Below are 25,427 nucleotides of genomic sequence, written 5' to 3'. Positions count from 1 at the left end.
CCCCGACGCCCTCCGGCGCCTATTTGGGCTGGGCGGGGCCCGCGCTTGCGTCGGGGCGGCAGCCCCGCGGCGGGCCGTCCTTCGCGGCGGGGCCGGCCAGCGGGCCCCCGGTGGCCGCGGCGTTCGCGTGGGCCGCCGTCGTGTCCGGGCCGGACAGCAGGGTGACGACGCCGCCCACCACGATCACGACGGCCAGGAATCCGGCCGAAAGCTGCCAACTGCGCTGTTTGTAGTACGGCCCGGATTCCGCGGGCCGGCGCTCCCTGCGCTTGAACATCACGACCGTCCGCCGGGCCTACGCGAAGACGAAGCTGACGAGCGGGCCCGCGGTGGCCACGAGGACACAGCCGCCGAGCACCATGCCGAGCCGGCTCATGTGCTCCGAGCTCTCGCCCCGCTTCACGGACATGGCCATCATCGCGCCGGTGATCAGCACTCCGGCGACGCCGGCGGCGGTGCCGGCCCAGGCGGCTATGCCGAGGACCGTGTTGACCTTGGAGGTGAGTGCTCCAGGGGCGTTGGCCGCGGGCTGCGGGACGCCGGAGGCGAGGAAGTTGCCGGCTTCGTACAGCAGAGAGGACATGAGGATCTCCGAAGGGTTCGGCGCCCGGCACGAGCGGTGGGCGGGAGGGTGACTTGCTGTGCGCGAAGGTGTGTCGGGGTCAGGGGCCGAGGAGCTGGAGGCTGCCGAGGGCCGCGACGAGCGGACCGGCCGACGTGGCGACCAGGCAGCTCAGGGTCACGAAGAAGACGCCGCGGAAGTGCTCGCCGCCCTCGCCGGGATCGCCGCGGCGGAGCTGGAGCGCCATCTGGATGCCGACGATGATCAGTCCGCCGACTCCGCAGGCAGAGGCGCACCAGGCGAGCAGGCCGAGGATCGTGTCGGCCTCCACGGGCGGGGTGTAGGCGGCCAGGTACCGCGCGTCGGTCAGGAACCGCGCGTCGAGGAGGGACTGGGTCACGACGCGGCTCCCTCGCCGTGGTGCCCGGCGCCCACCAGCTCGGCGAGCGTGGCGAGTTGCCTGGGGACGGACTTGGGGCGGCCGCCCGTACGCCACGCCGGTATCCACGGCACGCGGTGCACCCGGGCGACGGAGCGGAGTACGCGGATGCGGCGCAGCAGACCGAGCGGGAGCCGTCCGGGGGCGTCGGCCACGAGGACCACGCCCAGCAGTTCGAGCCCCTGGGGGGCGTCGCCGTCGTTGAGCGCGCCGAGCGCCTGGGAGACGGACCGCAGCCCGCGCGCGCTGGTCCGGCCGACCAGGACGACCCGGCGTGGCTCGCCGCGGGCGGGGTCCGGCCAGCGGGCCCCCACCTCCACTCCGCCGAACAACTCGGCGAGCGAGGTCGCGCCGGAGCCGCCGTGCGCCTTGACCCATCCGACCTCGTCACGTGACGTGCCGCGGGCCGCCCTGGGCGCCTTCGGCCGGCCCCAGGCCGGCTCCGCACCGGAAGCCGAAGCCGCCCGCCGCCCGGCCCCGGCCCGCACCGGAACGGCCTTGGGCCGCGGAGCGGGGTGCACGACGGGCTGAGCCACCGCTTGAGCCACGGCCTGGGGCGAGGTCCGCGTCCCGGGCTGGGCCTCGGCCCGCGGTACGGGCTGAGCCTCGGCCCGCGGTGCGGGCTGAGCGACGGCCTGCGGTACGGGCTGAGTCACGGCCTGCGGTGCGGATTGAGCCGCCGCTTGAGGTCCGGGCCGATCCACGGCCTGCGACGTGGCTTGCGGGGCGGGCTGCGTTCTGGCGTGCGCCACGGCCTGTGCCACGGCCAGTGGTGCGGCCTGGGCCCCGGCGGGGGCGACGGGCTGCGGTGCGGCGTGCGCGACGGGCTGCTGTGCGGGTGCCGTCGGTGGGTCGGCGGGGGCGGGTTGTGGCTGCGGTGGTGCCGGTTGCGGGTTCTTCGGTCCCCGTACCCATGACCCCGGGCCCGACGGCATCGCCGAAGGAGTGCCCATGTGTGCCCCGCCCCCCTCTTCGCTCGTAGATCGGCTGCTCTGGCTCATCTGGTTTCCACTGGTTTGAACTTATTTGCCCCGGGGCCCGTTTGGATCTGTCGAGCCCGTCGGACAGCACAACGGGCCGTGTGGCCACAGCGGTTCAAGGCGAGGGGAAGAAGGCGGGCGCTCATGAACCAAGAGAGCGGGGAAGGCGGTTCGTCGACCGCCGTGCGGAACGGGATCATCGCGGGCACCGGCTGCGGCTGCCTGCTGTCACCGCTCGCCCTGGCCGGAACGCTGGTCGTCGTGGTGATCATGGGCGGGTTCGGCGTCCTGCTGGCTCCGCTCATCGCGCTGTACCTGCTGTTCCACGGAGGCGGGGGCGATCCCCCCAGTCAGGACACCGCGGACCAGACCCTCGGCATCTTCCAGGGCGACGGCAAGGGCGAGCTGGACACCTCCACCGTCCCCGCCGACCTGGTGGACCCCATTCAGAAGGCCGGAGAACTGTGCGGGGCCATCGGCCCGATCGTCATCGCGTCCCAGATCGAGAAAGAGTCCGGCTTCAACAGCGCCCTGGTCGGCCCGAACGGCGAACTGGGCCTCTCGCAATTGCCGCCCGACATCTTCAGCCAGTACGGCAAGGACGACGACGACAACGGCAAGACCTCCGCCCTGGACGCGAAGGACTCGATCATGGCGCAGGGCCGGTACATGTGCGAACTCGCCAAGCAGGGCCAGCAGATGATCGACGCCGGTCAGGTGAACACGAGCGACGGGAACGGGACCACCAACACCGTCCTGGACCTCGCGCTGGCCGGCTACGACGTCGGGATGGACGCCGTCCGCGCGGCCAAGGGGGTGCCGCAGACGAACGAGGCCCAGGGCTATGTCCTCGCCGTCCGCGCCCAGTTCGCCAAGTACCAGGGCATCGGCGCCCCTCCCTCGGGTGCCACTCCGGGGGTCACACCCGACCCGGACGCGACCACGACCGGCCCCGCGCCGACCACCACATGAGCAAGAGGAGGACAGCCATGACCCGCTTCGATGTGTACATCTCCGGCGACGGGCTCGCCGAGATCGACGGACACACCCTGGTCCCCGAGCCCGGCCAGTCCGTGCACGAGGCCGTCCTCGACCGCCTTCAGGGGTACGCGGAGGAGCGGGACGGCGCCGTCGTGGCGACGGTGTACGACGGTCCCGGCGCCGCCCGGTTCCTGCTGGAGGTGCTTCCGGACGGGTCGAGCGGCGTCCTGGAACCGGAGGAGGAGACACCCGACGAGCCCGCCGAAGCCGAGGCTCCCCCCGCCCCCGCCTCAGCCCTCGCTGACACCACCGCCCCCGCTGATGCCCCCGCCGGTGCCGACGCTCCCGCCACCGTCGTCGTTCCGGCCCCCGCCGCGGCCACCGCCTCCGCCGTCGCCACCGCGGTCGCGCGGGCCCGCGCCACGGCCGCCGCCCGCGCCGAGGTGCCGGACCCGGCCGCCGCCGTGGCCCCCGCCATAACCCCCGAGCTCCCCGCCGACCTCACCGAACACATCGGCCGCATCAACGCGTTGGCCTTCGGCGGGCGGCTCGACGAGGCGTTCGGCGACGCGACCGCGCTGCGCGAGAGCCTGACGGGCTCGATGGGCGCCGAGCACCCGTACGCCGTGGAGGCGCGGGCCGTCGAGGCGTACCTCGCGCACCTGCGCGGCGACCACCGGGAGGCCATCGTGCTGGCGCTGGCCGTGGCGCGGATCCGCTGCGCGGCCCGGGACGACCGGGCCCCCGCGGAGGTGGCGCGGGCGGCGGCGGCCTGGCAGCAGCTCGACGACGACCGGGCCGTCGTCGCCCACGGGCGTGAACTCCTGCACATGTGGGCCACGTTGGACCGGCACGGCCTGCTGCCCCCCGGCTACGCGGCACTCGTCGGACAGGTCCGCGGACAGGTCGACGCCCTGGAGGCGTACGTCTGAGCCCGGTCGCCACGCGCACCCCGCCGGCTACCCGCGGTCACAGCGGCCGTGACCGGCTCGTCCATCGCTTCGTACACCCGACGTCAAACGAACGTGGAACGCCCCTCGCGACACTCCGTTCCCCGGAGGCCCCGGCTCCGGTCCCCTGACCGGGGCCGGTCCTCCCAAGGAACAGGAGCACTCCATGAACGTCACCGTCATCGGATCGGCGAGCGCGGTCTCGTCCGAGGAGCGGGCGCTGCGCGACCTCTACGTGGAACACGGCCCGGCGCTCTACACGTACGTGCTGCGCATGCTGGGCGGGGACACGCACCGTACCGAGGACGTCATCCAGGAGACGCTGCTGCGCTGCTGGAACAAGCGGAACCTGGTCGACGCCGAGGGGATGGCCGTACGGCCCTGGATGTTCCGGGTCGCCCGCAACCTCGTCATCGACGCCCACCGGACGCGGATGGCGCGGCCGCTGGAGATAGGCGGTGCCACCTGGCTGAGCGAACTGGGCGCCGAGGTGGACGACATCGAGCGGATGCTGTCGTCCATCGTGGTGCAGGAGGCGCTGCGGGCGCTCACCCCCGCCCACCGTGACGTGATCCGGGCGACGTTCCTGGAGGACCGCACCACGCAGGAGGCGGCGGAGGCCCTGGGCATCCCGCAGGGCACGGTCAAGTCCCGGGTGTACTACGCGCTGCGCGGTTTACGGCTGGCGCTGCGCGAGCACGGTGTCGTGACGGACGAGGACGGCCGCCTGCGCCACCCGGACCCCGACCCGGTACCGAACCTGAAGCCGGACCCGGTACCGACACCGAAGCCGGACCCGGTACCGAAGCTGAATCCGGACCCGGTACCGACACCGGACCCGCTGTCGAAGTCGAAGCCGAAGCCGAAACTGACGCCGACATCGACGTCGAACCCGGCCCGAACCGCGGCCTGAAGCCCGGCCCCGCCCACCCCGCCCGGGTCACGTCCGGCCCGTCCACCCCGCCCGATCAGCCCTGACCCTCCGCCATGCCCGCCGCGCCCGGCCCCCCGACCGGACCCTCGGCACGTCCGGTCGGGTCCGTTCACGTTCCGCCGGGTCCCGTTCCCGCCCCCCGGGTCGGCTCGTTCTCCCCCTCGTTCGCTCCGGGACCGGAGGTCTCCAGGTCGCGCAGGGTGTCGCGGAGGTCCGCGGCCTCCGGGTGGGAGTTCTCCTCCAGGAGGGCCAGCGCCGCGCGGAAGGCACCGACCGCCGCCTCCCGGTCGCCGGCGGCGAGCCTGGATTCGGCGATGTGCCGCAGGGTGTCCGCCTCCAGATAGTGGTCGCCGACCTCCCGGTACAACGCCAGCGCGCGCTCGAAGCGTTCGACGGCGTCGCCGTACTGGCCGAGGTGGTGGAGGGCGTAGCCGACGCTGTCCTGCGCCGCGGCCTCGCCGATCGGGTCGCCGGTCTCCTGGTGCAGCGCGACGGCCTTCTCGCAGTACTCCATCGCCTTGTCGTGCTCACCGAGCAGGATGTACGTCCAGCCGACCTCGTTCAGGACGAGGGCCTCGTTGCCGACGTTGCCCTCGGCCCGGTACAGCTCGCGGGCGTGCGTGTAGTGGTCCAGCGAGACCGTGAACCGGCCCTCCCCGTTGGCCTGGTAGGCCAGACAGCGCCGGGTCCGCGCCTGGCCGGGCCCGTCGCCCGCGGCCCGGAACAGCTCCAGCGCGCGCCCGAGGTCCCGTCGCGCCTCGGCGGAGTGCGCGAACCGGGTGTGGAAGAAGCCCAGACCGCGCAGGGCGTGCGCCTCGCCGACCCGGTCGCCGACGGCTCGGGCGGCCCGCAGCGCGGCGCTGTTGATCTCCATCAGGTCGTGCCAGAAGCCGAGCCGGTCGAAGTACAGGTCGAGGCCGACGGCGGTGCGCCACGCGCGGTCCTCGTAACCGTGGGCGGCGGCGTGCTGGACGACCGCCCGCAGGACGTGCCGCTCGGTGCGAAACCACTGTGTGGCCTGTCTGCGTCCGGTGAACCGGAGCGGGCCGCTGTCCGTTGTGCTCGGCGGCAGGGGCAGGGTTTCGCGGCGCGGGTTGATGATCGCGGAGGCGTGGTGGGTGGTGTGGAGATAGTGGTCGTGCATGCGGAGCAGCGCGGCGCCGCGCCGCTCCTCGGTGTCCTCGGTGTCGGCCAGTTCGCGGGCGTAGGCGCGCAGCAGGTCGTGGAAGGCGTACCGGCCGGGCGCGTGTTCGCCGAGCAGGCTGGCCCCGGTGAGTTCGGCGAGCAGCGCGCGCACGGGGCGCGCGGGTGCCGCGGCCAGGGCGGCGGCGGAGGCCGTGCTGATGTCGGGTCCCGGGTGGAGGGACAGCCGGCGGAACAGTTCCGCCGCGGCGGGCGGCAGCGCGCGGTACGACCAGGAGAAGACGGCGCGTGCGTCGGTGTGGGCGTCGCCGCCGGTGAACGCGTCCAGGCTTCCGTGGGTCTCGCGGAGTTCGCCCGCGATGTCGGCGAGCCGGAAGCCGGGGTGGTGGGCGGCGCGGGCCGCGACGATGGCGAGGGCAAGCGGCAGCCGGGCGCACAGTCCGACGATGGCCTCGGCGGCTTCCGGTTCGGCGTCCACGCGCGCGGTGCCGAGGCGCCGGGTGAGCATGGCACGGGCCTCGCCGCCGGTCAGCGGGCCCAGGGTGAGCGGGTGGGCGCCGTGTCCGGCGACCAGTCCGGTGAGCCGGCTGCGGCTGGTGACGATGACGAGGCAGCCCGGGGTGCCGGGCAGCAGCGGTCGTACCTGTCCGCTGTCGCGGGCGTTGTCCAGCACGATCAGGACGCGTCGGCGGGCGAGGACGCTGCGGTAGAGGGCGGCCTGGGCGTCGAGTCCTTCGGGGACGGCCTGCGGGGCCACGCCGAGGGCGACGAGGAAGGTTTCCAGCGCCTCGGAGGGGTCCATGACGGAGCCGCCCTGGTCGTATCCGCGCAGGTTCACGTAGAGGCTGCCGTCGGGGAAGCGGTGGGCGACCCGGTGTGCCCAGTGCACGGCCAGGGTGGTCTTGCCGGCTCCGGCCATGCCGTTGATGAGGCCGATGACGGCCGTGTCCGGATGGCCGTCGGCGGGCAACAGCGCGTCCACTCTGCCGAGTTCGCTGTCGCGGCCGGTGAATAGCGGCAGGTCCGCCGGGAGTTGGGAGGGGTGTACGTCCCCTGTGGCCCGGGGCGGATCGGCCCGGCCGGCGGCGTCCGCCGAGCCGGTGCCGGCCGAGCCGGTGTCCGGGCCGTCGTCGGTGTCCGCGGCGCCGGTGTCCACGGCCGGCACCGGCACCGGCGGGGGCGACAGGTCCGGGTCCCCGGCCAGCAGCCGTGCGTGGGTGGCCCGCAGGGACGGGCCGGGTTCGATGCCGAGTTCGTCCACGAGCGTGCGTCGGGTGCTCGCGTAGACCTCCAGTGCCTCGGCCTGCCGGCCGCAGCGGTACAGGGCCACGAGCAGCAGTTCGCACACGGCCTCGCGCAGCGGCTGCGCCCCGTGCAGTGCCACGAGTTCGGGCAGCACCGCTTCGTGGCGCCCGAGTTCGAGCTCCACGCGGAGCCGGTACTCCAGGGCGGCCAGCCGCCGTTCGGCCAGGCGGGCCCGCTCGGTCTCCGCGAACGGCCCGGGAATGCCGGTCAGGGGGGTGCCGTGCCAGACGGTGAGCGCGGTGTCCAGCAGCCGGGCGGCCCCGCGGCTGTCGCCCCGGGCGCGGTGGCGTTCGGCCAGTACGAGGTTGTCCTCGAAGTCGCCGAGATCGCTGGTGATCTCCTCGGTGCGCAGCGCGTAGCCGTCGCCGATGGACACCAGGAGCCGGGGCGGGGCGCCCGGGGTCCGTCCTGGCTCCAGCAGCTTGCGCAGCCGGGACGCGTAGGTGCGCAGCACGGGGACGGCGCCGGCGGGCGGGTCGTGCCCCCAGATGCCGTCGACGAGTTCGCCGACGCCGACCGCGCGCCCGCGGCGCAGGAGCAGCGCCACGAGGACGGCCTTCTGTTGCGGCGGTCCCAGTGCCAGTTCCGTTCCGCCCCGCCAGGCGCGCAGCGGGCCCAGTAAGGAAAAGCGCAGCACTTCCGCACCATCGGTAACTCTCACACCACCAGAGAGTAGCGAGGGCGGTTACGAACACCCGGTCGATTCGGCCACTTCGCAGGTTCGTGTCGTGTACGCGACGCGTAGGCGGGCCTCGGTGCCGGATCCCGGTGAGCCGTGTTCTCCATCTGTCTCGCGCTGTTCGTTGGGCTGCGGGCGTTGGTTGCCGCTGCCCTCGGCATGCGTCTGGGCCCTCGACGGCTGCATCGGTCATCGGAACGGCCCGGGCATGCCCGTTGATCATGATGCCGCACCGCGAAACTCCAGGATCCCCGAGAGGGCCGAGCCCGGAGTGAATTCTGGTCAAGTCGAGGCCTGGACGTGGTGTCCGGCCTTTCCCTTCGGCGCAGGTGACATGCGGGCAATCCCTGGCACGTGCGCGGAGCTTATACACGTCGGGCCGAGGGCCTCGTGATCGATTTCACGTCGGATGCAAAGTCAACTGCTGCTCCCATCTGCCGGGTTGCGTCTATGGTGATCATCGTGCCTGGCGGATCTTGACCACTTCGCCGTTGCGCATGTCAACCAGCAACCGGGGGAACGGTGTTGCTGCGGGGAGGGATGCATTGTCATGCCGTGGTACCGGCTTTACCCGCATTCCTGATCTGGCGTCATGCGCCCCCCCGTGCGGACTGGAAGCTCCGGTTTCGACCGTAGAGCAGGAAGCCGACACCTTTTGACATACCGAGCTGATGTCGAGACCGAGCAGCTCTCAGGAGGCCGGCTTCGGCGTGTGGGTGTGGCCTCCGCCCTTGCCGATGGAGCCAAGGTGCTCCTCCTTGACGAGCCGACCGCCGGCATGGACCCCACACAGCGGCGCGTGTTCCGCGAACTGATCCTCGATTTCCTGGCTCACGCTCCTCGCGAAACTCCCGAGGCGTGTCGTGCGGAAGCCGCCTACGCCACTGTCTCTGAGCTCGCCACCGTGAAGGAGTCCTTTTAGTCATGCGACGGATTCGTTCCGGTGCCCTTGCCGTGAGTCGACCCGCCGCCGCCTGCCTGGCCGTCGTGGGGATCGTCGCAGGTGCCATGGTCGGTATGAACGGTCTGGATACGGTGGTCGGCTGCGGAGGCGCCGAAGACAGCTACCCGTCCCAGACCGCGAAGCAATGGGTCACCTATGCCGATCAGGTCGTTGTGGCTACTCCGATACGGGAGCGGGAAACCAACCGGCGTGATTTCACGAAGGGGCCGATCCAGTACGAGACCGATCGCGAGGTTGCCTTCCGGACGGACAACATCCTCTGGTCCGCCCGCAGTCCCGCAAAACCGATGGGCAAGGACTTCGACATGACGGCCCCGGGCTGGCGGGTGTACCGGGCGAACGGCAATCGCGAAAAGAAGACGGCCGCTTACGCCCCACGGTTGGAGACCGGCCACACCTACCTTTTGGCCCTCCGCTGGGACGCCGACGGGTGGGTCGTTCTGGGGGAGGGCGCCGCCGTCCCGTTCGACGATCATTCCGGAGACCGGGGGGAGTGGTGCGGACGCGTCCTGAGCAAGGATGACGTCGCACGCGGTGAGGGCTTCTCCCGCTTGGATGATCACAGCCTCGAAAAGGCGCTTCTCGGTCAAGGCGAACAAGCCGTCACCCGCGAACTCGATCGTGCGAGCAGGAAGTGACCCAGCGTTATCGACCACCGTGCCGGCCGGCCAGGCCGAACGGCTCCGTCACGGGCGGGGTGTCGTCGGGAGTCGCGATGCGGATCACGGGCCGAGACCACGACGTCCGGGCGGCTCGTCCGGAATGTCGATCACACAAGGGACACTCGTGGCATGGGTGAATCAGGCCATGCGGGGTGAACGGTTCTTCCACAGGGTGTGGATGTATGTGCGCGGTGCGCCGGGCACGTACATCTGGCTGACGATTCTCTTCATCACCACCGTGGCCCTGCACCACATGTCTCCGGATTTCGAAGAGGACTTCCTGCGGCAGCGCTCGACGAACATCCACGAGCTGTCGAGCAATCCGGTGCGGGTGCTGTTCGCGAGCGCGATGTGGATCGACGGCGGCCACTGGCTGCCGTACGCCGTCCTCTACACCCTCTTCCAGGCGCCCGCCGAACACTGGCTGGGAACCGCCCGCTGGCTCGGGGTCAACGCGGCCGCGCATGTCCTGTCGACGCTGGTCAGCGAGGGTGCCCTGCTCTGGGCGATCGAACACGGCGTGGCACCGCACTCGGCGGTCGACACCCTCGATGTCGGGGTGAGCTACGCCCTGGCGGGGGTGGTCGGCGTGCTCACCTACCGGATCGCGGCACCCTGGCGGTACGCGTATCTCCTGGCCGTCCTGGCGGCGTACGGGATTCCCTTCCTGATGGAGCGGACCTTCACCGATCTCGGGCATTTCACCTCCGTCCTCATCGGGCTCGCCTGTTTTCCGCTGACCAGAGGGCGCGGAAAAGCACGGAATCCGAAGGAGACAGCCGACACCCGACGGAGTTAGCGTCCCGTCATGAGCAGCTCGGCGGGCAAGGTCGTGAACGGTGGCATCTCCTTCTGGTACGCGGACGACGGTCTGCCCGCGCCGCGGGAGCCGCTGCCCGGCGACGCGACCGCCGACGTCGTCGTGGTCGGCGGCGGCTACACGGGACTGTGGACCGCGTACTACCTGAAGAAGGCGGCACCCTCCCTGCGCGTCACCGTCCTGGAGCAGAAGTTCTGCGGTTACGGCGCCTCGGGGCGCAACGGCGGCTGGCTCTACAACGGCATCGCGGGCCGCGACCGGTACGCGAAGCTGCACGGCCAGGAGGCGGCCGTACGACTCCAGCGGGCCATGAACGCCACCGTGGACGAGGTCGTCCGGGTGGCCGCCGACGAGGGCATCGAGGCCGACGTCCACCAGGGCGGAGTCCTGGAGGTGGCGTACACGCCCGCCCAGCTCGCGCGGCTCAAGGCCTTCCACGCGCACGAGCTGTCGTTCGGCGAGAAGGACCGCGAGCTGTACGGCGCGAAGGAGACCGCCGAACGGATCCGCGTCGCGGACGCGGTGGGCTCGACCTGGACCCCGCACGGGGCCCGGCTGCACCCGGTGAAGCTGCTCAAGGGCCTCGCCGCGGCCGTCGAGGCGCTCGGCGTCACCATCCACGAGCAGACCCCGGTGACCGAGATCCGCCCGCAGCACGCGGTGACCCCGTACGGCACCGTCCGCGCCCCCTATGTCCTGCGCTGCACCGAGGGCTTCACCGCGAACCTCAAGGGCCAGAAGCGGACCTGGCTGCCGATGAACTCGTCCATGATCGCGACGGAGCCGCTGACGGACGGCCAGTGGGCGGAGATCGGCTGGGAGGGCCGCGAGACGCTCGGCGACATGGCCCACGCGTACATGTACGCCCAGCGCACCGCGGACGGCCGTATCGCGCTCGGCGGCCGCGGTGTCCCGTACCGCTTCGGCTCGCGCACCGACAACGACGGCCGCACCCAGCAGTCCACCATCGACGCCCTGTACGAGATCCTCGTCCGCCTCTTCCCGTCGCTGACCGGCGTCCAGGTCTCCCACGCCTGGTCGGGCGTTCTGGGCGTCCCGCGCGACTGGTGCGCCACCGTCACCCTGGACCGCTCGACGGGTCTCGGCTGGGCCGGCGGCTACGTCGGCTCCGGTGTCGCCACCACCAACCTCGCCGCCCGCACCCTGCGCGACCTCGTGCGGCAGGACTCGGGCCACGCGGGCGCGACCGAGCTGACCGCCCTGCCCTGGGTCGGCCACGAGGTCCGCAAGTGGGAACCGGAGCCCTTCCGCTGGATCGGCGTCCACGGCATGTACGCGACCTACCGCACGGCCGACCGCCGCGAACGGACCACCCACAGCCCGGAGTCGTCCCGGCTGGCCCGGATCGCCGACCGGGTGGCGGGGCGCCACTGACCCCGGGCGCCACTGACCCCGGGTGTCACTGACCCCGGGCGCCACTGCCCGGCGTCAGCCCACCGACTCCGGGACCGCCGCGCCCGTCGACGCGTGACTGGGCGCCTTGGCCGTGACCATGAGGCCCGCGACCAGACCGGCCAGGAGCATGATGCCGGCGGCCCACCAGATGGCCACGGTGTAGCCGTTGACCGTGCCCTCGCGGACGATCAGCGCCTTCTGCGCGGGATCGCGGAGATGGGCGGCGATGTAGGCGGTGCTGCTCGTGGTGGCGATGGTGTTCAGCAGCGCCGTGCCGATCGAACCGCCGACCTGCTGCGAGGTGTTGACCGTCGCGGAGGTCACGCCCGCGTCCTGCGGGGCGACCCCCGCCGTGGCGGTCGCGAAGACCGGCATGAAGGTCAGGCCCATGCCCAGGCCCAGCAGGAGCAGACCGGGTAGCAGCTCGCTCGCGTACGCGGAGTCGACGGTGAGCTGGGTGAAGAACAGCATGCCGCCGGCGGCCAGGATCATGCCCGGCACCATCAGCATGCGCGGGGCCACGCGGGGCAGCAGCCGCGCCGAGATCTGCGTCGAACCGATGATGATGGCGACGGTCAGCGGCAGGAAGGCGAGCCCCGTCTTCAGCGGCGAGTACCTGAGGACGACCTGGAGGTAGTAGGTCATGAACAGGAACACGCCGAACATGCCGATGACGGCGAACCCCATCGTCAGGAAGCAGCCGGCACGGTTGCGGTCCCTGACGATGTGCAGCGGCAGGAGCGGGCTCGGCGCCCTGCTCTGCCACCACACGAACACCACCAGCAGTGCCACCCCGCCCGTGAGGAGCGCCAGCACCAGAGGGTCCGTCCAGCCGCGCGACTCCGCCTCGCTGAACCCGTAGACGATCGCCACCAGCCCGCCGCAGCCCAGCACGGCGCCCGGCACGTCGAGCCGGACGTTCTTGTGACCGGGCCGGTCGCGCAGCAGTCCGAACGCGCCGAAGACCGCGATGACGGCGATGGGGATGTTGACGTACAGACACCAGCGCCAGTTCAGGTACTCCGTGAGCACGCCGCCGACGATGAACCCGATCGCCGCGCCCGAGCCCGCCAGCGCCCCGTAGATGCCGAACGCCTTGCCGCGCTCCTTCGGATCGGTGAAGGTCGTGGTCAGCAGGGACAACGCGGAGGGGGCGAGCAGGGCGGCGAAGGCGCCCTGGAGGGCGCGGGCGCCGAACAGCATGCCGGACGTGGTGGCCGCGCCGCCGAGACCCGACGCGAGCGCGAATCCGATCAGCCCGATGATGAACGTGCGTTTGCGCCCGACGAGGTCGGCGACGCGCCCGCCGAGCAGCAGCAGTCCGCCGAAGGCCAGCGTGTAGGCCGTGATGACCCACTGCCGGTTGCCGTCGGATATGCCGAGATCGCGTTGGGCGGAGGGAAGCGCGATGTTCACGATCGTCGCGTCCAGCACGACCATGAGCTGGGCGAGCGCGATGACCACCAGTGCCCACCAGCGATGGGCGTCGGGACCCACGGGCGCTTCTGGTTCACCTGTCCGGGTGACACTCATTCGCTCAGAAGACCATGAAACGGAATGAGTCGCATCTTTGGGCGATTTCGCGTCGTGGGACGCGTCGTGCCTGCTCGTGGTCAGGGTTCCAGCACCACCTTTCCGGTCGTGGCCCGGTTCTCCAGGGCCACGTGCGCCGAGGCGGCTTCGGCGAGGGGGAACCGGGTGACGGCCGGGACGAGCCGTCCGGCGGCGGCCTCGGCCAGGGCCCGCAGTTCCAGGGTCCGCACGGGGTCGGGTCCGCCCGCCCTGCGCATCATCACGGGGCCGAGCACCTGCTCGGACACCCCTTCCACGAGGTACGGGGAACCGCCACCGAGGCCCGCGCCGGACCAGCCGAAGACGAGATGCCGGCCGCCGGGGCCGAGCAGCCCGACGGCCTCCCGGGCCACGTCGCCGCCGACCCCGTCGAGCACGACCGTCGCCGTCCGGCCGCCGAGGTGTGCGCGGACCTTCTCCGGCCAGCCGGGATCGGTGTAGTCGACGGCCGGATCGGCGCCGTTCGCGCGGGCCAGCGCCACCTTCTCGGGGCCGCCCGCGAGACCCACCACGGTCGCGCCCGCGTGGTGCGCGTACTGCACGAGGAGCGTGCCGACGCCGCCCGCCGCCGCGGGCACGACGACCACGGAGGAGGGGCCGAACTCGGCGAACTGCACGATCCCCATGGCCGTACGGCCCGTCCCGATCATGGCGACGGCCTCGGCGAAGCCGAGATTCCCGGGAATGTCGTGGAGGCGCTCGACGTCCGTGACCGCCAGCTCGGCGTAGCCTCCCGGGGCGAAACCGAGATGGGCGACGACGCGCCTGCCGAGCCAGAGCCCGGCGACGCCCTCACCGAGGGACTCGACGGTCCCGGCGACCTCACGGCCCGGGACGGTCGGCAGGACGGGCTGGGGGGCCGGGCCGCCCCGCATGCCCGCGCGCAGGGCGGTGTCCAGGAGATGGACGCCCGCGGCGGCCACGGCGATCCGGACCTGGCCGGGCCCCGGATCGGGGTCCTCGGTCCGTTCGAGGACGAGGTTCTCGGCGGGACCGAAGGCGTGCAGTCGGATCGCGTGCATCGAAGGCTCCTCGGGCTGCGGGATCTACGGGATCTACGGGATCTACGGGATCCGCGGATCTACGGGATCTGCGGGATCCGCGGATCGAGTTACCAGGGTTCAACCTCAAGCCCGCTTGAGGTCAAGACGCTCCCGGATGCCCAGGGCCAGCGACACGGCCTCCATCGCGCTGTTGAAGGACACCTCCGAGAGAACCCCGGGAGCCGCGACCTGGTCGCCCACGAGGTAGACGCCGTCCCCCCGGTCGATGCGCGGGCGGTCCCGCCACGTCGTACCGGGCAGGTCGACCGCGCCCGTACGGCCGTTCGCCACGCTCGTACGCCGCCAGGTGACCCGCTCGCGCCAGCCCTCGAAGGCGAGGTCGAGCAACCGCTCGGCACGGGCGGCGCCGTGCGCCCCGGTCTCTCCCGGGGCGATCGGGATCTGCCCCTGGAGGAGCTGCTCACCGGCCGGGGCGAGGGTGCGGTCCCGGGCGGTGAAACGCTCGATCCAGCCCGGAGCGTCCAGGTCGGAGACGGCGAACGCGTCCCCGCGGCGGGTGCGCAGCGCCAGGTCGACGAGGGCCGTACGGCCGCTCGGCCAGGTCAGCGACTCGTCCTTCAGCAGCCGGCGGGCCGAGTCGAGCGAGGTGGCGACGACGACCGGGCCCCGGCCGGCGGGGACGGTGTCCACCCGGGCCAGCGTCTCCATCCGCACGCCGAGGTTCCACGCCCGCCCCGCCATCCGGTCGATGACGTTGGCCCAGCCGCCGCGGGGGCAGTGCACCTCCGTCGGCACCTTCATGGCCCGGCGCAGCCGCTGCTGCACGAACGCCGCCGACAGCGAACCGGGATCGTGGTGGAAGAGGGCGACGGCCGAGTAGTGGGCCGCGGCCCGCGCGCCCTCCTCCCCGGCCTGTCCGGTCGCCCAGGTCAGGAAGTCGGCGTCCGCCGGGGCCTGCTGGCAGGAGCGCCGCAGCAGCTTCAGCATCGCGAAGGGCGGGGTGCGGCGCAGCACGCCCTTGTGCCGCAGCCGCAGCCGGGCGGCCTCCAGGGGCGGGATCGGGGCGAGCGCCCCGATCAGGTCCCGCTGTGCCAGCCAGGTCCAGTGCGGGCCCGCGCTGTAGAGGGCGTGCGGTCCCTCGTTCGTCCGGTACGGCCCCTCGGCGGTCCTGGCCCGTCCGCCGAGGGTGTGGTGAGCCTCGTACACGGTGACCTCGGCGCCCGCCTCGGCGGCGGTGATGGCGGCGGTGAGTCCGGCGAAGCCGCCGCCGATGACGGTGATGCGGTGCATGGCTGGTGGTCTCCTCTGCTCGGTGTCGGCTGTCCTGCGCCCGGGGGTGCGGCGGTGCTGTGACGGCAGGCCTTTCCGTGAGTACGACGGGACGCCGGCCCGGGATGTGACATGCGGGGCGTTCTCGCAGGCCACGGCACCCGTTGTCGCGGTCCGGCGCCCGATGTCGGTGGGGGCGGGCAGGATGGGGGCATGGCGAGGAGAGTGGTGGGCGGGCGCGGCGGGACGGGCGCGAAGGCGCCGGGGGCGGGGCCGAGGGCGGCACGGCGGCCGGAGCTGCGGCTGCCCCCGCTGGAGCCCTACGACGGCGCGGAGCTGGAGCCGGACGGCGACTATGACGGGCTGGAGTTCCGGGACCTGGACTTCGCCGGGCAGGACGGCGGGGGAGCCCGCTTCATGGACTGCGCGCTGACGCGCTGCGCGCTGGACGAGACGCGGCTGCACCACGCGCGCGTGCTGGACTCGGTCCTCACGGGCATCCGGGGGGTCGGCACCGATCTCGCGGAGTCGACGCTGCGCGACGTCGAGCTGATCGACGCCCGCCTCGGCGGGGTGCAGCTCCACGGCTCCGTCCTGGAGCGGGTGGTCGTGCGCGGCGGGAAGATCGACTATCTGAATCTGCGCAAGGCGAGACTCAAGGACGTCGTCTTCGAGGGCTGTGTCCTCGTCGAGCCGGACTTCGGCGGCGCCCGCCTGGAGCGGGTGGAGTTCGTGGACTGCGTCCTGAAGGGAGCGGACCTCACCGAGGCCACCCTCGTGGACGTGGACCTGCGCGCGGCGGCGGAGCTCGACATCGCGCGCGGAGTGGACCGGCTCGCGGGAGCGGTCATCAACACCCACCAGCTCCTGGACCTCGCACCGGTGCTGGCCGCGGCGCTGGGGGTCAGGGTCGAGGGATGACGTCCCGCGCCCCTGCCGGCTTCACGGTCGGGGCCACCGGTCCGCCGACTCGTGAGAACGGTGAACCGGCGCGGCCGAGGGTCCGTTGTGCTCCACATACAGGGCCCCGGCACACGGAAGGAATTCTCGGATGCCACCCAAGAAGAAGACGCGGGACCGGGACATGGAGGCGCAGAACGCCTCGGGTTCGGACAACGAGGGTTCGAACGCGTCGACCACCAGTGTCACCGATGCCCGCTTCGTCGCCGCCACCATCAACGGCCAGGGCGAACCCAGCGTTCTCCCCTTCACCGCCCCCGCTCCGCGGAACATGACCGAGCTCCCCGAGCCGATGCACCCCGATCGGGAACACGGCATCTACTTCCAGGACGGCGACCTCGTACCCCCGCAGTTCGTGGCGCAGGGGATGTCCGGACAGATCTACAACTACAGCCAGGCCGCAGGGACATGGCTCAAGACGAACGCGGAGCCGATCCTCTCGTTCGCGGCGAAGGCCCTCCCCCTCGCCACCCAGGTCGCCTCGACCTACACCGAGGGCGCCACGTCGGCCAACCTGCAGAAGGCGTCGACCTATCTCGCGGCGGCCGAAGCAGTGGGCAACCTGGGCCACGCCGCCTACAAGGCCTACAGCGACCCCAGCACCGACCGGCTGCAGGCCGCGACCAGTGTGGCGGGCAGTCTGGCCTCCGTCGCCGGAACGGTGATGAGCGCGAAGGCGGCCGAGCCCGAGCGGACGCGTGAGCAGTTGCAGCAGCTCACGACCCTGGGAGCGGCGTTCACCGCCGCTGGTGGCCTGACCAGCTTCACCAACCGCCCCACGCAGCAGAACTTCCTGCCGTACACCGAATCGCCGGCCGAGAGCTCCGACGTCAGCGCACGGCAGGGCAACAGCAACACGAGCCTGCCGGACAACACCTACGCCATGAACCCGCTGCCGACGTCCGGCTCGCCGGCCCTGACGAGCGTGGCCTCCCTGCGGTCACCGGGTGCGGTGACCTCCAGCACGTCCCCGGTGGCGACATCCTCGGCCCTTCCGGTGCCACCGCCGAAGGCCGTCACCAACCGCGACGGTCGGGCCATGTGACCGGGGGACACCTGGCCGCAGGCCCGGACGACCGAACGCGGCGGCCGGCGGCCGGGTAGCCCACTTCCATCCGCTCCGGCCCCGAGGAGATCCCTCCGCATGTCAGGGAACGCCATGCCGGCCGGCCTTCCCGAGGGCGACGAGCGCGGTCGTGACATCCACCACCCACATGAGACCGTCCCCGTCACGGCTGCCCCGGCCACCGACAGCACCCCGCAACCGGCTCCGTCGCCCCTGACCTCGCCGTTCATCCTGGCCGGGCTGAGCGGTCCCTCGGTGTGGCATCGCGACCACCTCACCCACGTCATGGCCACCCTGCGCGCCCCCGCCGGACCCTTCGCGGGCTGCAAGGCGGGCCACCGGGACAAGGAGGCTCCGCCGATGGCCGCCTACCCGGACCAGACCCGGGGCCCGGTGCCGCAGCCCGGCTGACGGGGCCGGGTCGGCCTAGGAGACGCGGGGGAAGCGGGCCTGGAGTGTCCAGATCGCGGGGTTCTCGGCGAGGTCCTCGTGCAGGTCGGTGAGGTCCGCGAGCAGGTCGTGCAGGAAGTCGCGGGCCTCGCGGCGGAGCTCGGTGTGGGAGAAGGTCAGCGGCTCCTCGTCTCCCGGCATCCAGTCGGCCTCGACGTCCACCCAGCCGAAGCGGCGCTCGAAGAGCATGCGGTCGGTGGACTCCGTGAAGTCCAGCTCCGCCTGCTGGGGGCGGGAGGCCCGGCTGCCCAGCGGGTCGCGGTCGAGCTGCTCCACGATGTCGCACAGTGCCCACGCGAAGTCGAGCACCGGCACCCAGCCCCAGCCCGTGGACACCTCGCGGTCCGTCTTGGTGTCGGCGAGGTACACGTCCCCGCAGAACAGGTCGTGCCGCAGCGCGTGGACGTCCGCGCGGCGGTAGTCGGTCTGCGGGGGGTCGGGGAAGCGGTTGGAGAGGGCGTAGCCGATGTCGAGCACGAGGTGATGGTGTCACGCCGGGGTCGTCCGCTTCCCGCCTGTCCGGGGGGCCGTCCGGCGGCCTAGGATCGCGGATGTGCCCCGATCTTCCGTCACCGTCCCCTTTGCCCTGGCTCTCGCGCTCGTCGCCGGGCTCACGGCCTGCGGTGGGGACGGCGTGCACGGGAAACCCGGCGCGGCCGGTGCCGGCGACCCGTACTTCCCGAAGATGGGCAACGGCGGGTACGACGTCACGCACTACGGACTCACCCTGTCGTACGACCCCCGGGACAAACGGCTGACGGGGACCGCCGAGATCACCGCGCGGGCCCAGGAAGACCTCAGCGCCTTCCATCTCGACCTGCTGGGGCTGCACGTCTCCGACGTCACCGTCGAGGGCCGCGGCGCGGGCTGGAGCCGGGCGGGCCAGGAACTGACCGTGCGCCCGCACGACGACCTCGACAAGGGCGAGACGTTCCGTACGACCGTCCGCTACTCGGGGACCCCCCGGACGATCACCGACGCCGACGCCTCCAAGGAGGGCTGGCTGCGCACGGCCGACGGCGCCCTCGGCCTCGGCGAGCCCACGGGTTCGATGACCTGGTTCCCCGGCGACCACCACCCCTCCGACAAGGCGACGTACGACGTCAGGATCACCGTCCCGAAGGGCGTCCAGGCCGTCTCCAACGGCGAGCTGACGAGCGAGTCGACCAAGGACGGCAGGACTACCTACGCCTGGCACACCGCCGAACCGATGGCGAGCTATGTGGCGACACTCGCGATCGGCCGGTACGACATCACCCGCTCGACGGCGAAGAACGGGCTGCCGGTCTACGTGGCGGTGGCCCCGGCCCAGAAGCGGGCGAGCGAGAAGGTGCTGGGGCAGATCCCGGAGATCATGGACTGGGAGGAGTACAACTTCGGCCCGTACCCCTTCTCCTCCACCGGCGCGATCGTGGACCGCTCCGACGACGTGGGCTACGCCCTGGAGACCCAGACACGCCCCGTCTTCCCTTTCGTCCCCGACACCAGGACCATGGTCCACGAACTGGCCCACCAGTGGTTCGGCGACTCGGTCACCCCGAAGTCCTGGCGGGACATGTGGCTCAACGAGGGCTTCGCCACCTACGCGGAGTGGCTGTGGCAGGAGGACCACGGCGGCGACTCGGCCGAGAAGATCTTCAACTCCCTCTACCGGGGCGACTACTACGAACCGGTCGACAGCGGCGAGGTCTGGGCCTTCCCGCCCGCGGACCCGCCCGGCGCCGCGCAGATCTCCGACCCGCCCGTCTACTACCGCGGCGCGATGGTCCTGCACAAGATCCGCCAACTCGTGGGTGACGACACCTTCTACGACATCGTCCAGGGCTGGGCCGCCGCACGTCGGCACGCGAACGCGGACACGGCCGGGTTCACCGCGTACGTCGAGAAGGCCGTTCCGGACAAGGACTTCAGCGGGATCTGGAAGAACTGGCTGTACGGGGAGGGGAAACCCGCCCACCCGTGAGCGCACGAGAGGAGCCCCCGGGCGAACCGTGGTCCGGGGGCTCCTCTCGAAGTGCGCCTGCGCGCTCGGCCGTCAGACGCTGACGCCGAAGTCCTGCGCGATACCGACGAGGCCCGAGGCGTAGCCCTGGCCGACCGCGCGGAACTTCCACTCCGCGCCGTTGCGGTAGAGCTCGCCGAAGACCATGGCGGTCTCGGTGGCCGCGTCCTCGGAGAGGTCGTAGCGGGCGATCTCGGCGCCGCCGGCCTGGTTCACGATGCGGATGTAGGCGTTGCGGACCTGGCCGAAGTTCTGCGAGCGGTTCTCCGCGTCGTAGATCGAGACCGGGAAGACGATCTTCTCGACGTCGGCGGGCAGGCCCGCCAGGTTGACGTTGATCGCCTCGTCGTCGCCGGCGCCCTCACCCGTGCGGTTGTCGCCGGTGTGGACGATGGTCTGGTCCGGGGTCTGCTTGTTGTTGAAGAACACGAAGTGGGCGTCCGAGTAGACCTTGCCCTGGGGGTTGACCGCGATGGCCGAGGCGTCGAGGTCGAAGTCGGTGCCCGTGGTGGTGCGGACATCCCAGCCGAGGCCCACGGTGACGGCGGTCAGGCCCGGAGCCTCCTTGGTGAGCGAGACGTTGCCACCCTTGGACAGGCTTACAGCCATTGTTGGGAGTCCCTTCCCTCGTGACGTACGGGCTTCGTACTGGGGACGAAGCTACCGTCACCCCTATGAACGCCAAGGGGGGTACCCGAGGTTCCGTCTGTCTTTACCTTTTTTACCGAGACTCCCCTCTTCACCCCGACACAGGCCGAAGTTCACCCCGACAGGCGCCGAAAACCGGGTGACGCGGACCGGCCGCGCGGGCGACCATGAACACATGTCCGGTCCTTATGTCATCCGCGGCTCCGTCTCCCTGCCCGAGGCCGAGCTCATGTGGCGTTTCTCGCGCTCCGGCGGGCCGGGCGGGCAGCACGTGAACACCAGCGACACACAGGTCGAGCTCCGCTTCGACCTCGCGAACACCGAGTCGCTGCCGCCCGTGTGGAAGGACCGCGCCCTCGCGAAGCTGGAGGCACGTCTCGTCGACGGGGTCATCAGCGTCCGCTCGTCCGAGCACCGCTCCCAGTGGCGCAACCGCGAGACGGCGGCCGTGCGCCTCGCCTCCCTCCTCGCCGAGGCGACCGCGCCGCCGCCCAAGCCGCGCCGCGCCACCCGTATCCCCCGGGGCATCAACGAACGCCGGCTGCGCGAGAAGAAGGCCCGCTCCGACACCAAGCGCGGACGCACGGGCCGCGACTGGGGCTAGAACCCCGCTGCCCCCTTGCCGGCCCGCTGTGGCCGGCCGACGACCGGCGTGGGCCGCCGAGGCCGTTCCGGCCGCGTCAGCCGAGCTGCCGGTAGCGGCCCTTGAAGTACGTCAGGGGTCCGCCGTCGGCACTCGGCACCCGGGCCGTCAGGACACGGCCGATGACGAGGGTGTGGTCGCCCGCGGGGATCCGCTGCTCGGTGCTGCACTCCAGGGTGGCCAGGGCGCCGCCCACCAGGAGGGCGCCGGACGCCTCGCCGCGTACGTACGGGATGTCCTCGAAGAGGAGCCGGTCGCTGATGCGGCCCTTCATGGAGAACCGGCCGGCGATGTGGCGCTGGCTCTCCGCGAGCACGGAGACGCCCCACAGCGGCTGTTCGTCGAGCAGGTCGTCCATCCGGGACCCCTCGCGCAGGCTGACCAGGACGAGCGGCGGGTCCAGGGAGACGGACATGAACGCGGTCGCGGTCATGCCGATGTCCTCGCCGCTCGGCCCGTCCGGGGCCAGCGCGGGCTCGTGGGCGGTCACCAGGACCACACCCGCGGCCAGCCGGGTCATGGCGGCGCGGAACTCGTCGTTGCTCACCCCCTCAGCATGCACGGACGGGGTGGCGGGAAGGGCTGGGGGAGTCGTGAGCACGCCGAAACGCTAGTCTCCGCACCGCGGGCGACACATCGGACCTCGGCCCGAACCGGGACCTAGGTCCTGGGACGGAGAGAGAGGCCGTACCCTCGTCCGTACTCCTTCGGTGGGCACGGGGAGTGCACAGGTTCTGCACAGTCGTCGAATAATGCATTCGGCAAACGCACACTGAAATGCAGAAACTCCACTCAATTGCTCAGGTTCCGCTGTGACTTGAGTCACAGGAGCCATATTTTGTTGACCCTGTGTACCGAGTGGGGAGCGCGCTGTGATTCAGTGGCGGAGGCGTTGAGCGGGGAAGCTACCAAGCAGTACGGCGTGAAGGGGTTCGCGGGGAAGCGCCGGGCAGTCAGCACGGAACCGAAAGAGCACCCAGTACGCCGAGGGAACCCTGGAGTTGCTGCGAGGTCTCGAGGGGAGGGCGAATGGAGACCGAGTCGGAGCCCTACGTCCGTCTTGCGACCCTGAGGCAGCTTCATCAGGTGATGGCGGACATGAACACCGCGCGCAGCCTGGCGGACACGCTGCAGACCGTCGCCGACGGCGTCGTCACCGGGCTCGGCTACGAGCTGGCGTGCGTCAATCTCGTACGCCCCGACGGCGACCTCGTCGTCGCCGCCCTCGCCGGGAACCCGGCCGCCGAAGCCCTCATCACCGGCCGTGTCGGCTCCCGCACCTCCTGGGACCGCCGCCTCACCATGGGCGAGGCCTGGGGCGACCTGCGGTTCATACCGCATACCGAGGGCTGGGTCCTGGACGAGGACGACGTACCGCAGTGGTACACCGACGGTCCCGCGCCCCGCTTCGAGGACGAGTGGCACCCCTCCGACCGTCTCTTCGCGCCGCTGTACACCCCGAGCGTCTCCGGCAGCGGCGGCAACCCCGGCGGCGGCAATGCCGGCGCCGGCCACGGCGAGCTGATCGGCGTGCTGTCGGTGGACCGGCCGCGCAACGGCCGCAAGCCGGGCGCCTGGGGCCGCGAGGCCCTCCAGATGTACGCCTTCCAGGCCGCCATCGCCATCAGCAATGCTCGTCTACGCGCGAATATGCAGCGCGCCCTGGTCCGCCTGGAACGCGAGCAGCAGGCTCTGCGCGCCAGCGAGGAGTCCTTCCGCCAGGCCTTCGAGTACGCCCCCTCCGGCATGGCGATCGCCGAGATGGGCGGCGACCAGCACGGCCGCATCCTGCGCACCAACGACGCCCTGTGCCGGCTCCTCGGCCGGCCCGCCTCCGCGATGCGCCGCTACTCCTTCTCCGACCTCGTCCACCCCGAGGACATCGGCACCCTGCTGCGGACCTCCGCCGAGGGCGGCCGGGCCGAGCTGCGGCTCGGGCGCCGCGACGGCACCTACGTCTGGGTCCACCTGCGCAACTCCGTCGTCGCGGACGCCGCCGACGGCCCGCGCTTCCTGCTCACCCACGTCGAGGACATAGAGGACCGCAAGCGCCGTGAGCTCCAGCTCGCGCACCGCGCCTCGCACGACGCGCTCACCGGGCTGCCGAACTCCGCCGAGCTGCGCTCCCGGCTCGGCGCCCGGCTGTGCCGGCGCCCGGCGTCCCTGCCGCCCGGCGTGGTCGCCTCGCTGGACGCCGCGTACGGCCACGGGGACTTCGCGGACCCGATGTCCGGCGAGTACGACGACACCGGCCACCCCGCCTACGACGGGAACGGTCACGGCTTCGACTTCCGGGCCGGCGCCGAGGCGTTCGAGGCCTTCGACCACCATGTGCACACCGTCGCCCCCGAGGGCGAGACCGACGACGGCACCAAGGGGCTCGCGGTGCTGTTCTGCGACCTCGACGGTTTCAAGTCGATCAACGACCGGTTCGGGCACAACGCGGGTGACGAGGTTCTCATCGAGGTCGCCCGCCGCCTCACCCACGGGGTCCGGGACGGCGACACGGTCGCCCGGCTCGGCGGGGACGAGTTCGTGGTGCTCGCCGACGGCCTCGGCCGGGCGGACGCCCAGGACCTCGCCGTACGCCTGAGGAACGCGATCATTCCTCCCATCAGGGTCGATGGACGTGCCGTCCGCGTGGGCGCCAGTTTCGGCATCGGGTGGGCCCACTGCGGGATGACGGCGGACGAGGTGTTGAAATCCGCTGACGAACGGATGTACGTCGAGAAACGTTCTCGTCCCAAACAGCACAGGCGTGCGGGATAACACGCAGGTCAGTGCATCGATGAGGTGAAGGCCCCCCGTTTGGCCCAGCGAAACCGGGTAGGCTCGCCATTCATTCGTGTACTGAGTCAGAACCGCACCCGCTGAGGAGACCAAGGGATGACGCCCGGCAACAACGGCGCGAGCACGCCCGAGGACGACGACCCGTTCGGCTATCTCTACGCCGACGGTCAGGCCAACGGAGCCACGCCGCCCTCTGGAGGCGGTGGCTACGGCTACCCGGGCTCGGTCAACCGGGTGCGGGCGGTCGGCGAGCGCAAGTACGGCCAGCAGACCGCTCAGGGCGCCTACGGTCAGCAGGCGCCCACCGCCCCGTACGGCCAGGTGCCGCAGCAGGGCGGCTACGGCCAGTCGAACGCGCACTACGGTGCCCCCGAGACCGTTCCCGGCGGCGCGCAGACCGCGCGGACGCCGATGCCCGGTGACGGCGGCGGGCGCGGGAGCGGCCCGAACACCAGGGGTCTCCTCATCGGCGCGATCGCCGTGGTGGCCGCCGTGGTGATCGGCATCGCCATCGCCATGACGGGCGGCGGTGACGACGACAAGGGCGGCGACCAGGCGGGCACGACCCCGACGGCCTCCCAGAGCGCGGCCCCGACCCAGGAGGAGACGAAGGGCGCCCACAAGCCCAAGGATCTCCCCAAGCTCGACGCGAAGGCGCTGAACCTGGGCGCGGGCGTCACGACGGCGTCCGACGTCAAGGGTGCCAAGGCGGACGGCGGTGTCTACGTCACGGGGTTCAACCACGTCGGCGCGTCGGTCGTCTGGAACGTCAGCGGCATCGAGAAGGCCGGCAAGTACACGCTGAACATCAACTACGGCGTGCCCGGCAAGGACGCCAACGCCACCCTCACGGTCAACGGCACGGCCCAGGACCGCCCCCTCAACATGACGAACTTCGCCAAGGCGGCGGAGGGCGACTATGAGAAGGGCTGGACCAACACCTGGGCGAACATCACGCTCAACAAGGGCACCAACACGATTCAGATCTCCTGCGGGGAGGGCAACCAGTGCGACGCGAACTTCGACCAGCTCTGGTTGGAATCCGGGTGGAAGTAGCCCAGGGCCGGTAGACGAACGTCGAGGGGGGGGGGGGGGGGGCCCGCGGGGGGGGGGGGGCCCGCGGGCGGGGGGAGCGGTGTGGGGGCGCCATGGAGCACTCAATACCCACAGCACCCCACCCCTCCACCC

Annotated in this window: 24 protein-coding genes and 1 pseudogene; 14 read left to right on the top strand and 11 right to left on the bottom strand. The window is 71.7% G+C overall.

The genetic code is table 11. The features are described from left to right. Positions 1-19: 19 nt before the first annotated feature. The 4 genes from ACFXGX_RS08030 to ACFXGX_RS08015 form a co-directional block, all read right to left on the bottom strand. Positions 20-277, bottom strand: a complete 258-nt coding sequence (locus tag ACFXGX_RS08030; RefSeq protein ID WP_384786355.1) for a hypothetical protein — start codon at positions 275-277, stop codon at positions 20-22. Positions 278-295: 18 nt separating this feature from the next. Beyond that, a complete protein-coding gene (locus ACFXGX_RS08025; RefSeq protein WP_384786352.1) occupies positions 296-583 on the bottom strand; it encodes a hypothetical protein in 288 nt (95 codons plus the stop codon). 79 nt (positions 584-662) lie between these two features. Then, the gene (locus ACFXGX_RS08020) at positions 663-962 is read right to left on the bottom strand and encodes a hypothetical protein (RefSeq protein ID WP_384786349.1); all 300 of its coding nucleotides are present in this window, start codon (positions 960-962) and stop codon (positions 663-665) included. After that, positions 959-1,537, bottom strand: coding sequence for a DUF6668 family protein (locus ACFXGX_RS08015; RefSeq protein WP_384786346.1), 579 nt, complete (start codon positions 1,535-1,537; stop codon positions 959-961). Before ACFXGX_RS08015 ends, ACFXGX_RS08020 begins: the two co-directional genes overlap by 4 nt. A gap of 588 nt (positions 1,538-2,125) precedes the next feature. Here ACFXGX_RS08015 and ACFXGX_RS08010 point away from each other — a divergent pair. The 3 genes from ACFXGX_RS08010 (at position 2,126) to ACFXGX_RS08000 (ending at position 4,825) form a co-directional block, all read left to right on the top strand. After that, a complete protein-coding gene (locus tag ACFXGX_RS08010; RefSeq protein ID WP_384786343.1) occupies positions 2,126-2,953 on the top strand; it encodes a lytic transglycosylase domain-containing protein in 828 nt (275 codons plus the stop codon). 17 nt (positions 2,954-2,970) lie between these two features. Beyond that, on the top strand, positions 2,971-3,894 hold the full coding sequence (locus ACFXGX_RS08005; protein ID WP_384786340.1) for a hypothetical protein: 924 nt from the start codon (positions 2,971-2,973) through the stop codon (positions 3,892-3,894). A gap of 184 nt (positions 3,895-4,078) precedes the next feature. After that, on the top strand, positions 4,079-4,825 hold the full coding sequence (locus ACFXGX_RS08000) for a sigma-70 family RNA polymerase sigma factor (RefSeq protein ID WP_384786337.1): 747 nt from the start codon (positions 4,079-4,081) through the stop codon (positions 4,823-4,825). A 130-nt stretch (positions 4,826-4,955) separates the two neighbouring features. Here ACFXGX_RS08000 and ACFXGX_RS07995 read toward each other — a convergent pair whose 3' ends face one another. Further along, positions 4,956-7,931 (bottom strand): BTAD domain-containing putative transcriptional regulator, encoded by a 2,976-nt coding sequence (locus ACFXGX_RS07995; protein WP_384786334.1) that lies wholly within the window; start codon positions 7,929-7,931, stop codon positions 4,956-4,958. 706 nt (positions 7,932-8,637) lie between these two features. Between ACFXGX_RS07995 and ACFXGX_RS07990 the strand changes: the two are divergent. The 4 genes and pseudogenes from ACFXGX_RS07990 to ACFXGX_RS07975 all read left to right on the top strand — a co-directional run. After that, positions 8,638-8,895 (top strand): annotated as a pseudogene (locus ACFXGX_RS07990) (ATP-binding cassette domain-containing protein); the annotation flags it as partial. 2 nt (positions 8,896-8,897) lie between these two features. Continuing rightward, positions 8,898-9,575, top strand: coding sequence for a hypothetical protein (locus ACFXGX_RS07985; protein WP_384786331.1), 678 nt, complete (start codon positions 8,898-8,900; stop codon positions 9,573-9,575). Between the two features lie 169 nt (positions 9,576-9,744). After that, the gene (locus ACFXGX_RS07980; protein WP_384786583.1) at positions 9,745-10,398 is read left to right on the top strand and encodes a rhomboid-like protein; all 654 of its coding nucleotides are present in this window, start codon (positions 9,745-9,747) and stop codon (positions 10,396-10,398) included. A gap of 9 nt (positions 10,399-10,407) precedes the next feature. Further along, positions 10,408-11,814 (top strand): NAD(P)/FAD-dependent oxidoreductase, encoded by a 1,407-nt coding sequence (locus ACFXGX_RS07975; protein WP_384786328.1) that lies wholly within the window; start codon positions 10,408-10,410, stop codon positions 11,812-11,814. A gap of 54 nt (positions 11,815-11,868) precedes the next feature. On the opposite strand, the gene ACFXGX_RS07970 is transcribed toward ACFXGX_RS07975, so the two are convergent. From ACFXGX_RS07970 to ACFXGX_RS07960, 3 genes are all read right to left on the bottom strand, one after another. Next, positions 11,869-13,368 (bottom strand): MFS transporter, encoded by a 1,500-nt coding sequence (locus tag ACFXGX_RS07970; RefSeq protein ID WP_384786325.1) that lies wholly within the window; start codon positions 13,366-13,368, stop codon positions 11,869-11,871. An 80-nt stretch (positions 13,369-13,448) separates the two neighbouring features. Continuing rightward, a complete protein-coding gene (locus ACFXGX_RS07965) occupies positions 13,449-14,429 on the bottom strand; it encodes a zinc-binding dehydrogenase (RefSeq protein WP_384786322.1) in 981 nt (326 codons plus the stop codon). A gap of 105 nt (positions 14,430-14,534) precedes the next feature. Then, entirely contained in the window at positions 14,535-15,701 is a 1,167-nt protein-coding gene (locus ACFXGX_RS07960; RefSeq protein ID WP_384786319.1) for an NAD(P)-binding protein, read from the bottom strand. Between the two features lie 192 nt (positions 15,702-15,893). Here ACFXGX_RS07960 and ACFXGX_RS07955 point away from each other — a divergent pair, with 192 nt between their 5' ends. From ACFXGX_RS07955 to ACFXGX_RS07945, 3 genes are all read left to right on the top strand, one after another. Further along, on the top strand, positions 15,894-16,601 hold the full coding sequence (locus ACFXGX_RS07955; RefSeq protein ID WP_384786316.1) for a pentapeptide repeat-containing protein: 708 nt from the start codon (positions 15,894-15,896) through the stop codon (positions 16,599-16,601). A gap of 130 nt (positions 16,602-16,731) precedes the next feature. Continuing rightward, positions 16,732-17,685 carry a hypothetical protein gene (locus ACFXGX_RS07950; RefSeq protein WP_384786313.1) on the top strand — a complete coding sequence of 318 codons (954 nt, stop codon included), beginning with the start codon at positions 16,732-16,734 and terminating at the stop codon, positions 17,683-17,685. Between the two features lie 99 nt (positions 17,686-17,784). Further along, positions 17,785-18,117 (top strand): DUF4913 domain-containing protein, encoded by a 333-nt coding sequence (locus tag ACFXGX_RS07945; RefSeq protein ID WP_384786311.1) that lies wholly within the window; start codon positions 17,785-17,787, stop codon positions 18,115-18,117. Between the two features lie 15 nt (positions 18,118-18,132). Here the strand turns inward: ACFXGX_RS07945 and ACFXGX_RS07940 are convergent, their stop codons facing one another. Next, positions 18,133-18,633 (bottom strand): hypothetical protein, encoded by a 501-nt coding sequence (locus tag ACFXGX_RS07940; protein WP_384786308.1) that lies wholly within the window; start codon positions 18,631-18,633, stop codon positions 18,133-18,135. 76 nt (positions 18,634-18,709) lie between these two features. On the opposite strand from ACFXGX_RS07940, the gene ACFXGX_RS07935 reads away from it, so the two are divergent. Continuing rightward, complete coding sequence (locus tag ACFXGX_RS07935; RefSeq protein ID WP_384786305.1) at positions 18,710-20,119, top strand: M1 family metallopeptidase; 1,410 nt, start codon at positions 18,710-18,712, stop codon at positions 20,117-20,119. 72 nt (positions 20,120-20,191) lie between these two features. On the opposite strand, the gene ACFXGX_RS07930 is transcribed toward ACFXGX_RS07935, so the two are convergent. Further along, entirely contained in the window at positions 20,192-20,767 is a 576-nt protein-coding gene (locus tag ACFXGX_RS07930) for a TerD family protein (protein ID WP_266399397.1), read from the bottom strand. Between the two features lie 214 nt (positions 20,768-20,981). Between ACFXGX_RS07930 and arfB the strand changes: the two genes are divergently transcribed. Next, positions 20,982-21,410, top strand: a complete 429-nt coding sequence (gene arfB / locus ACFXGX_RS07925; protein ID WP_384786301.1) for an alternative ribosome rescue aminoacyl-tRNA hydrolase ArfB — start codon at positions 20,982-20,984, stop codon at positions 21,408-21,410. A 76-nt stretch (positions 21,411-21,486) separates the two neighbouring features. On the opposite strand, the gene ACFXGX_RS07920 is transcribed toward arfB, so the two are convergent. Next, the gene (locus tag ACFXGX_RS07920) at positions 21,487-21,969 is read right to left on the bottom strand and encodes a flavin reductase family protein (RefSeq protein WP_384786580.1); all 483 of its coding nucleotides are present in this window, start codon (positions 21,967-21,969) and stop codon (positions 21,487-21,489) included. A gap of 509 nt (positions 21,970-22,478) precedes the next feature. Here ACFXGX_RS07920 and cdgB point away from each other — a divergent pair. Further along, positions 22,479-24,218, top strand: a complete 1,740-nt coding sequence (gene cdgB / locus ACFXGX_RS07915) for a diguanylate cyclase CdgB (RefSeq protein ID WP_384786298.1) — start codon at positions 22,479-22,481, stop codon at positions 24,216-24,218. A 117-nt stretch (positions 24,219-24,335) separates the two neighbouring features. After that, a complete protein-coding gene (locus tag ACFXGX_RS07910) occupies positions 24,336-25,295 on the top strand; it encodes a CBM35 domain-containing protein (protein WP_384786295.1) in 960 nt (319 codons plus the stop codon). The last annotated feature ends 132 nt before the right edge of the window (positions 25,296-25,427 follow it).

Origin of the sequence: Streptomyces sp. NPDC059371 (assembly GCF_042751995.1) — a bacterium.
Lineage (GTDB): Bacteria > Actinomycetota > Actinomycetes > Streptomycetales > Streptomycetaceae > Streptomyces.
This window is presented reverse-complemented; position numbering and strand designations above follow the sequence as displayed.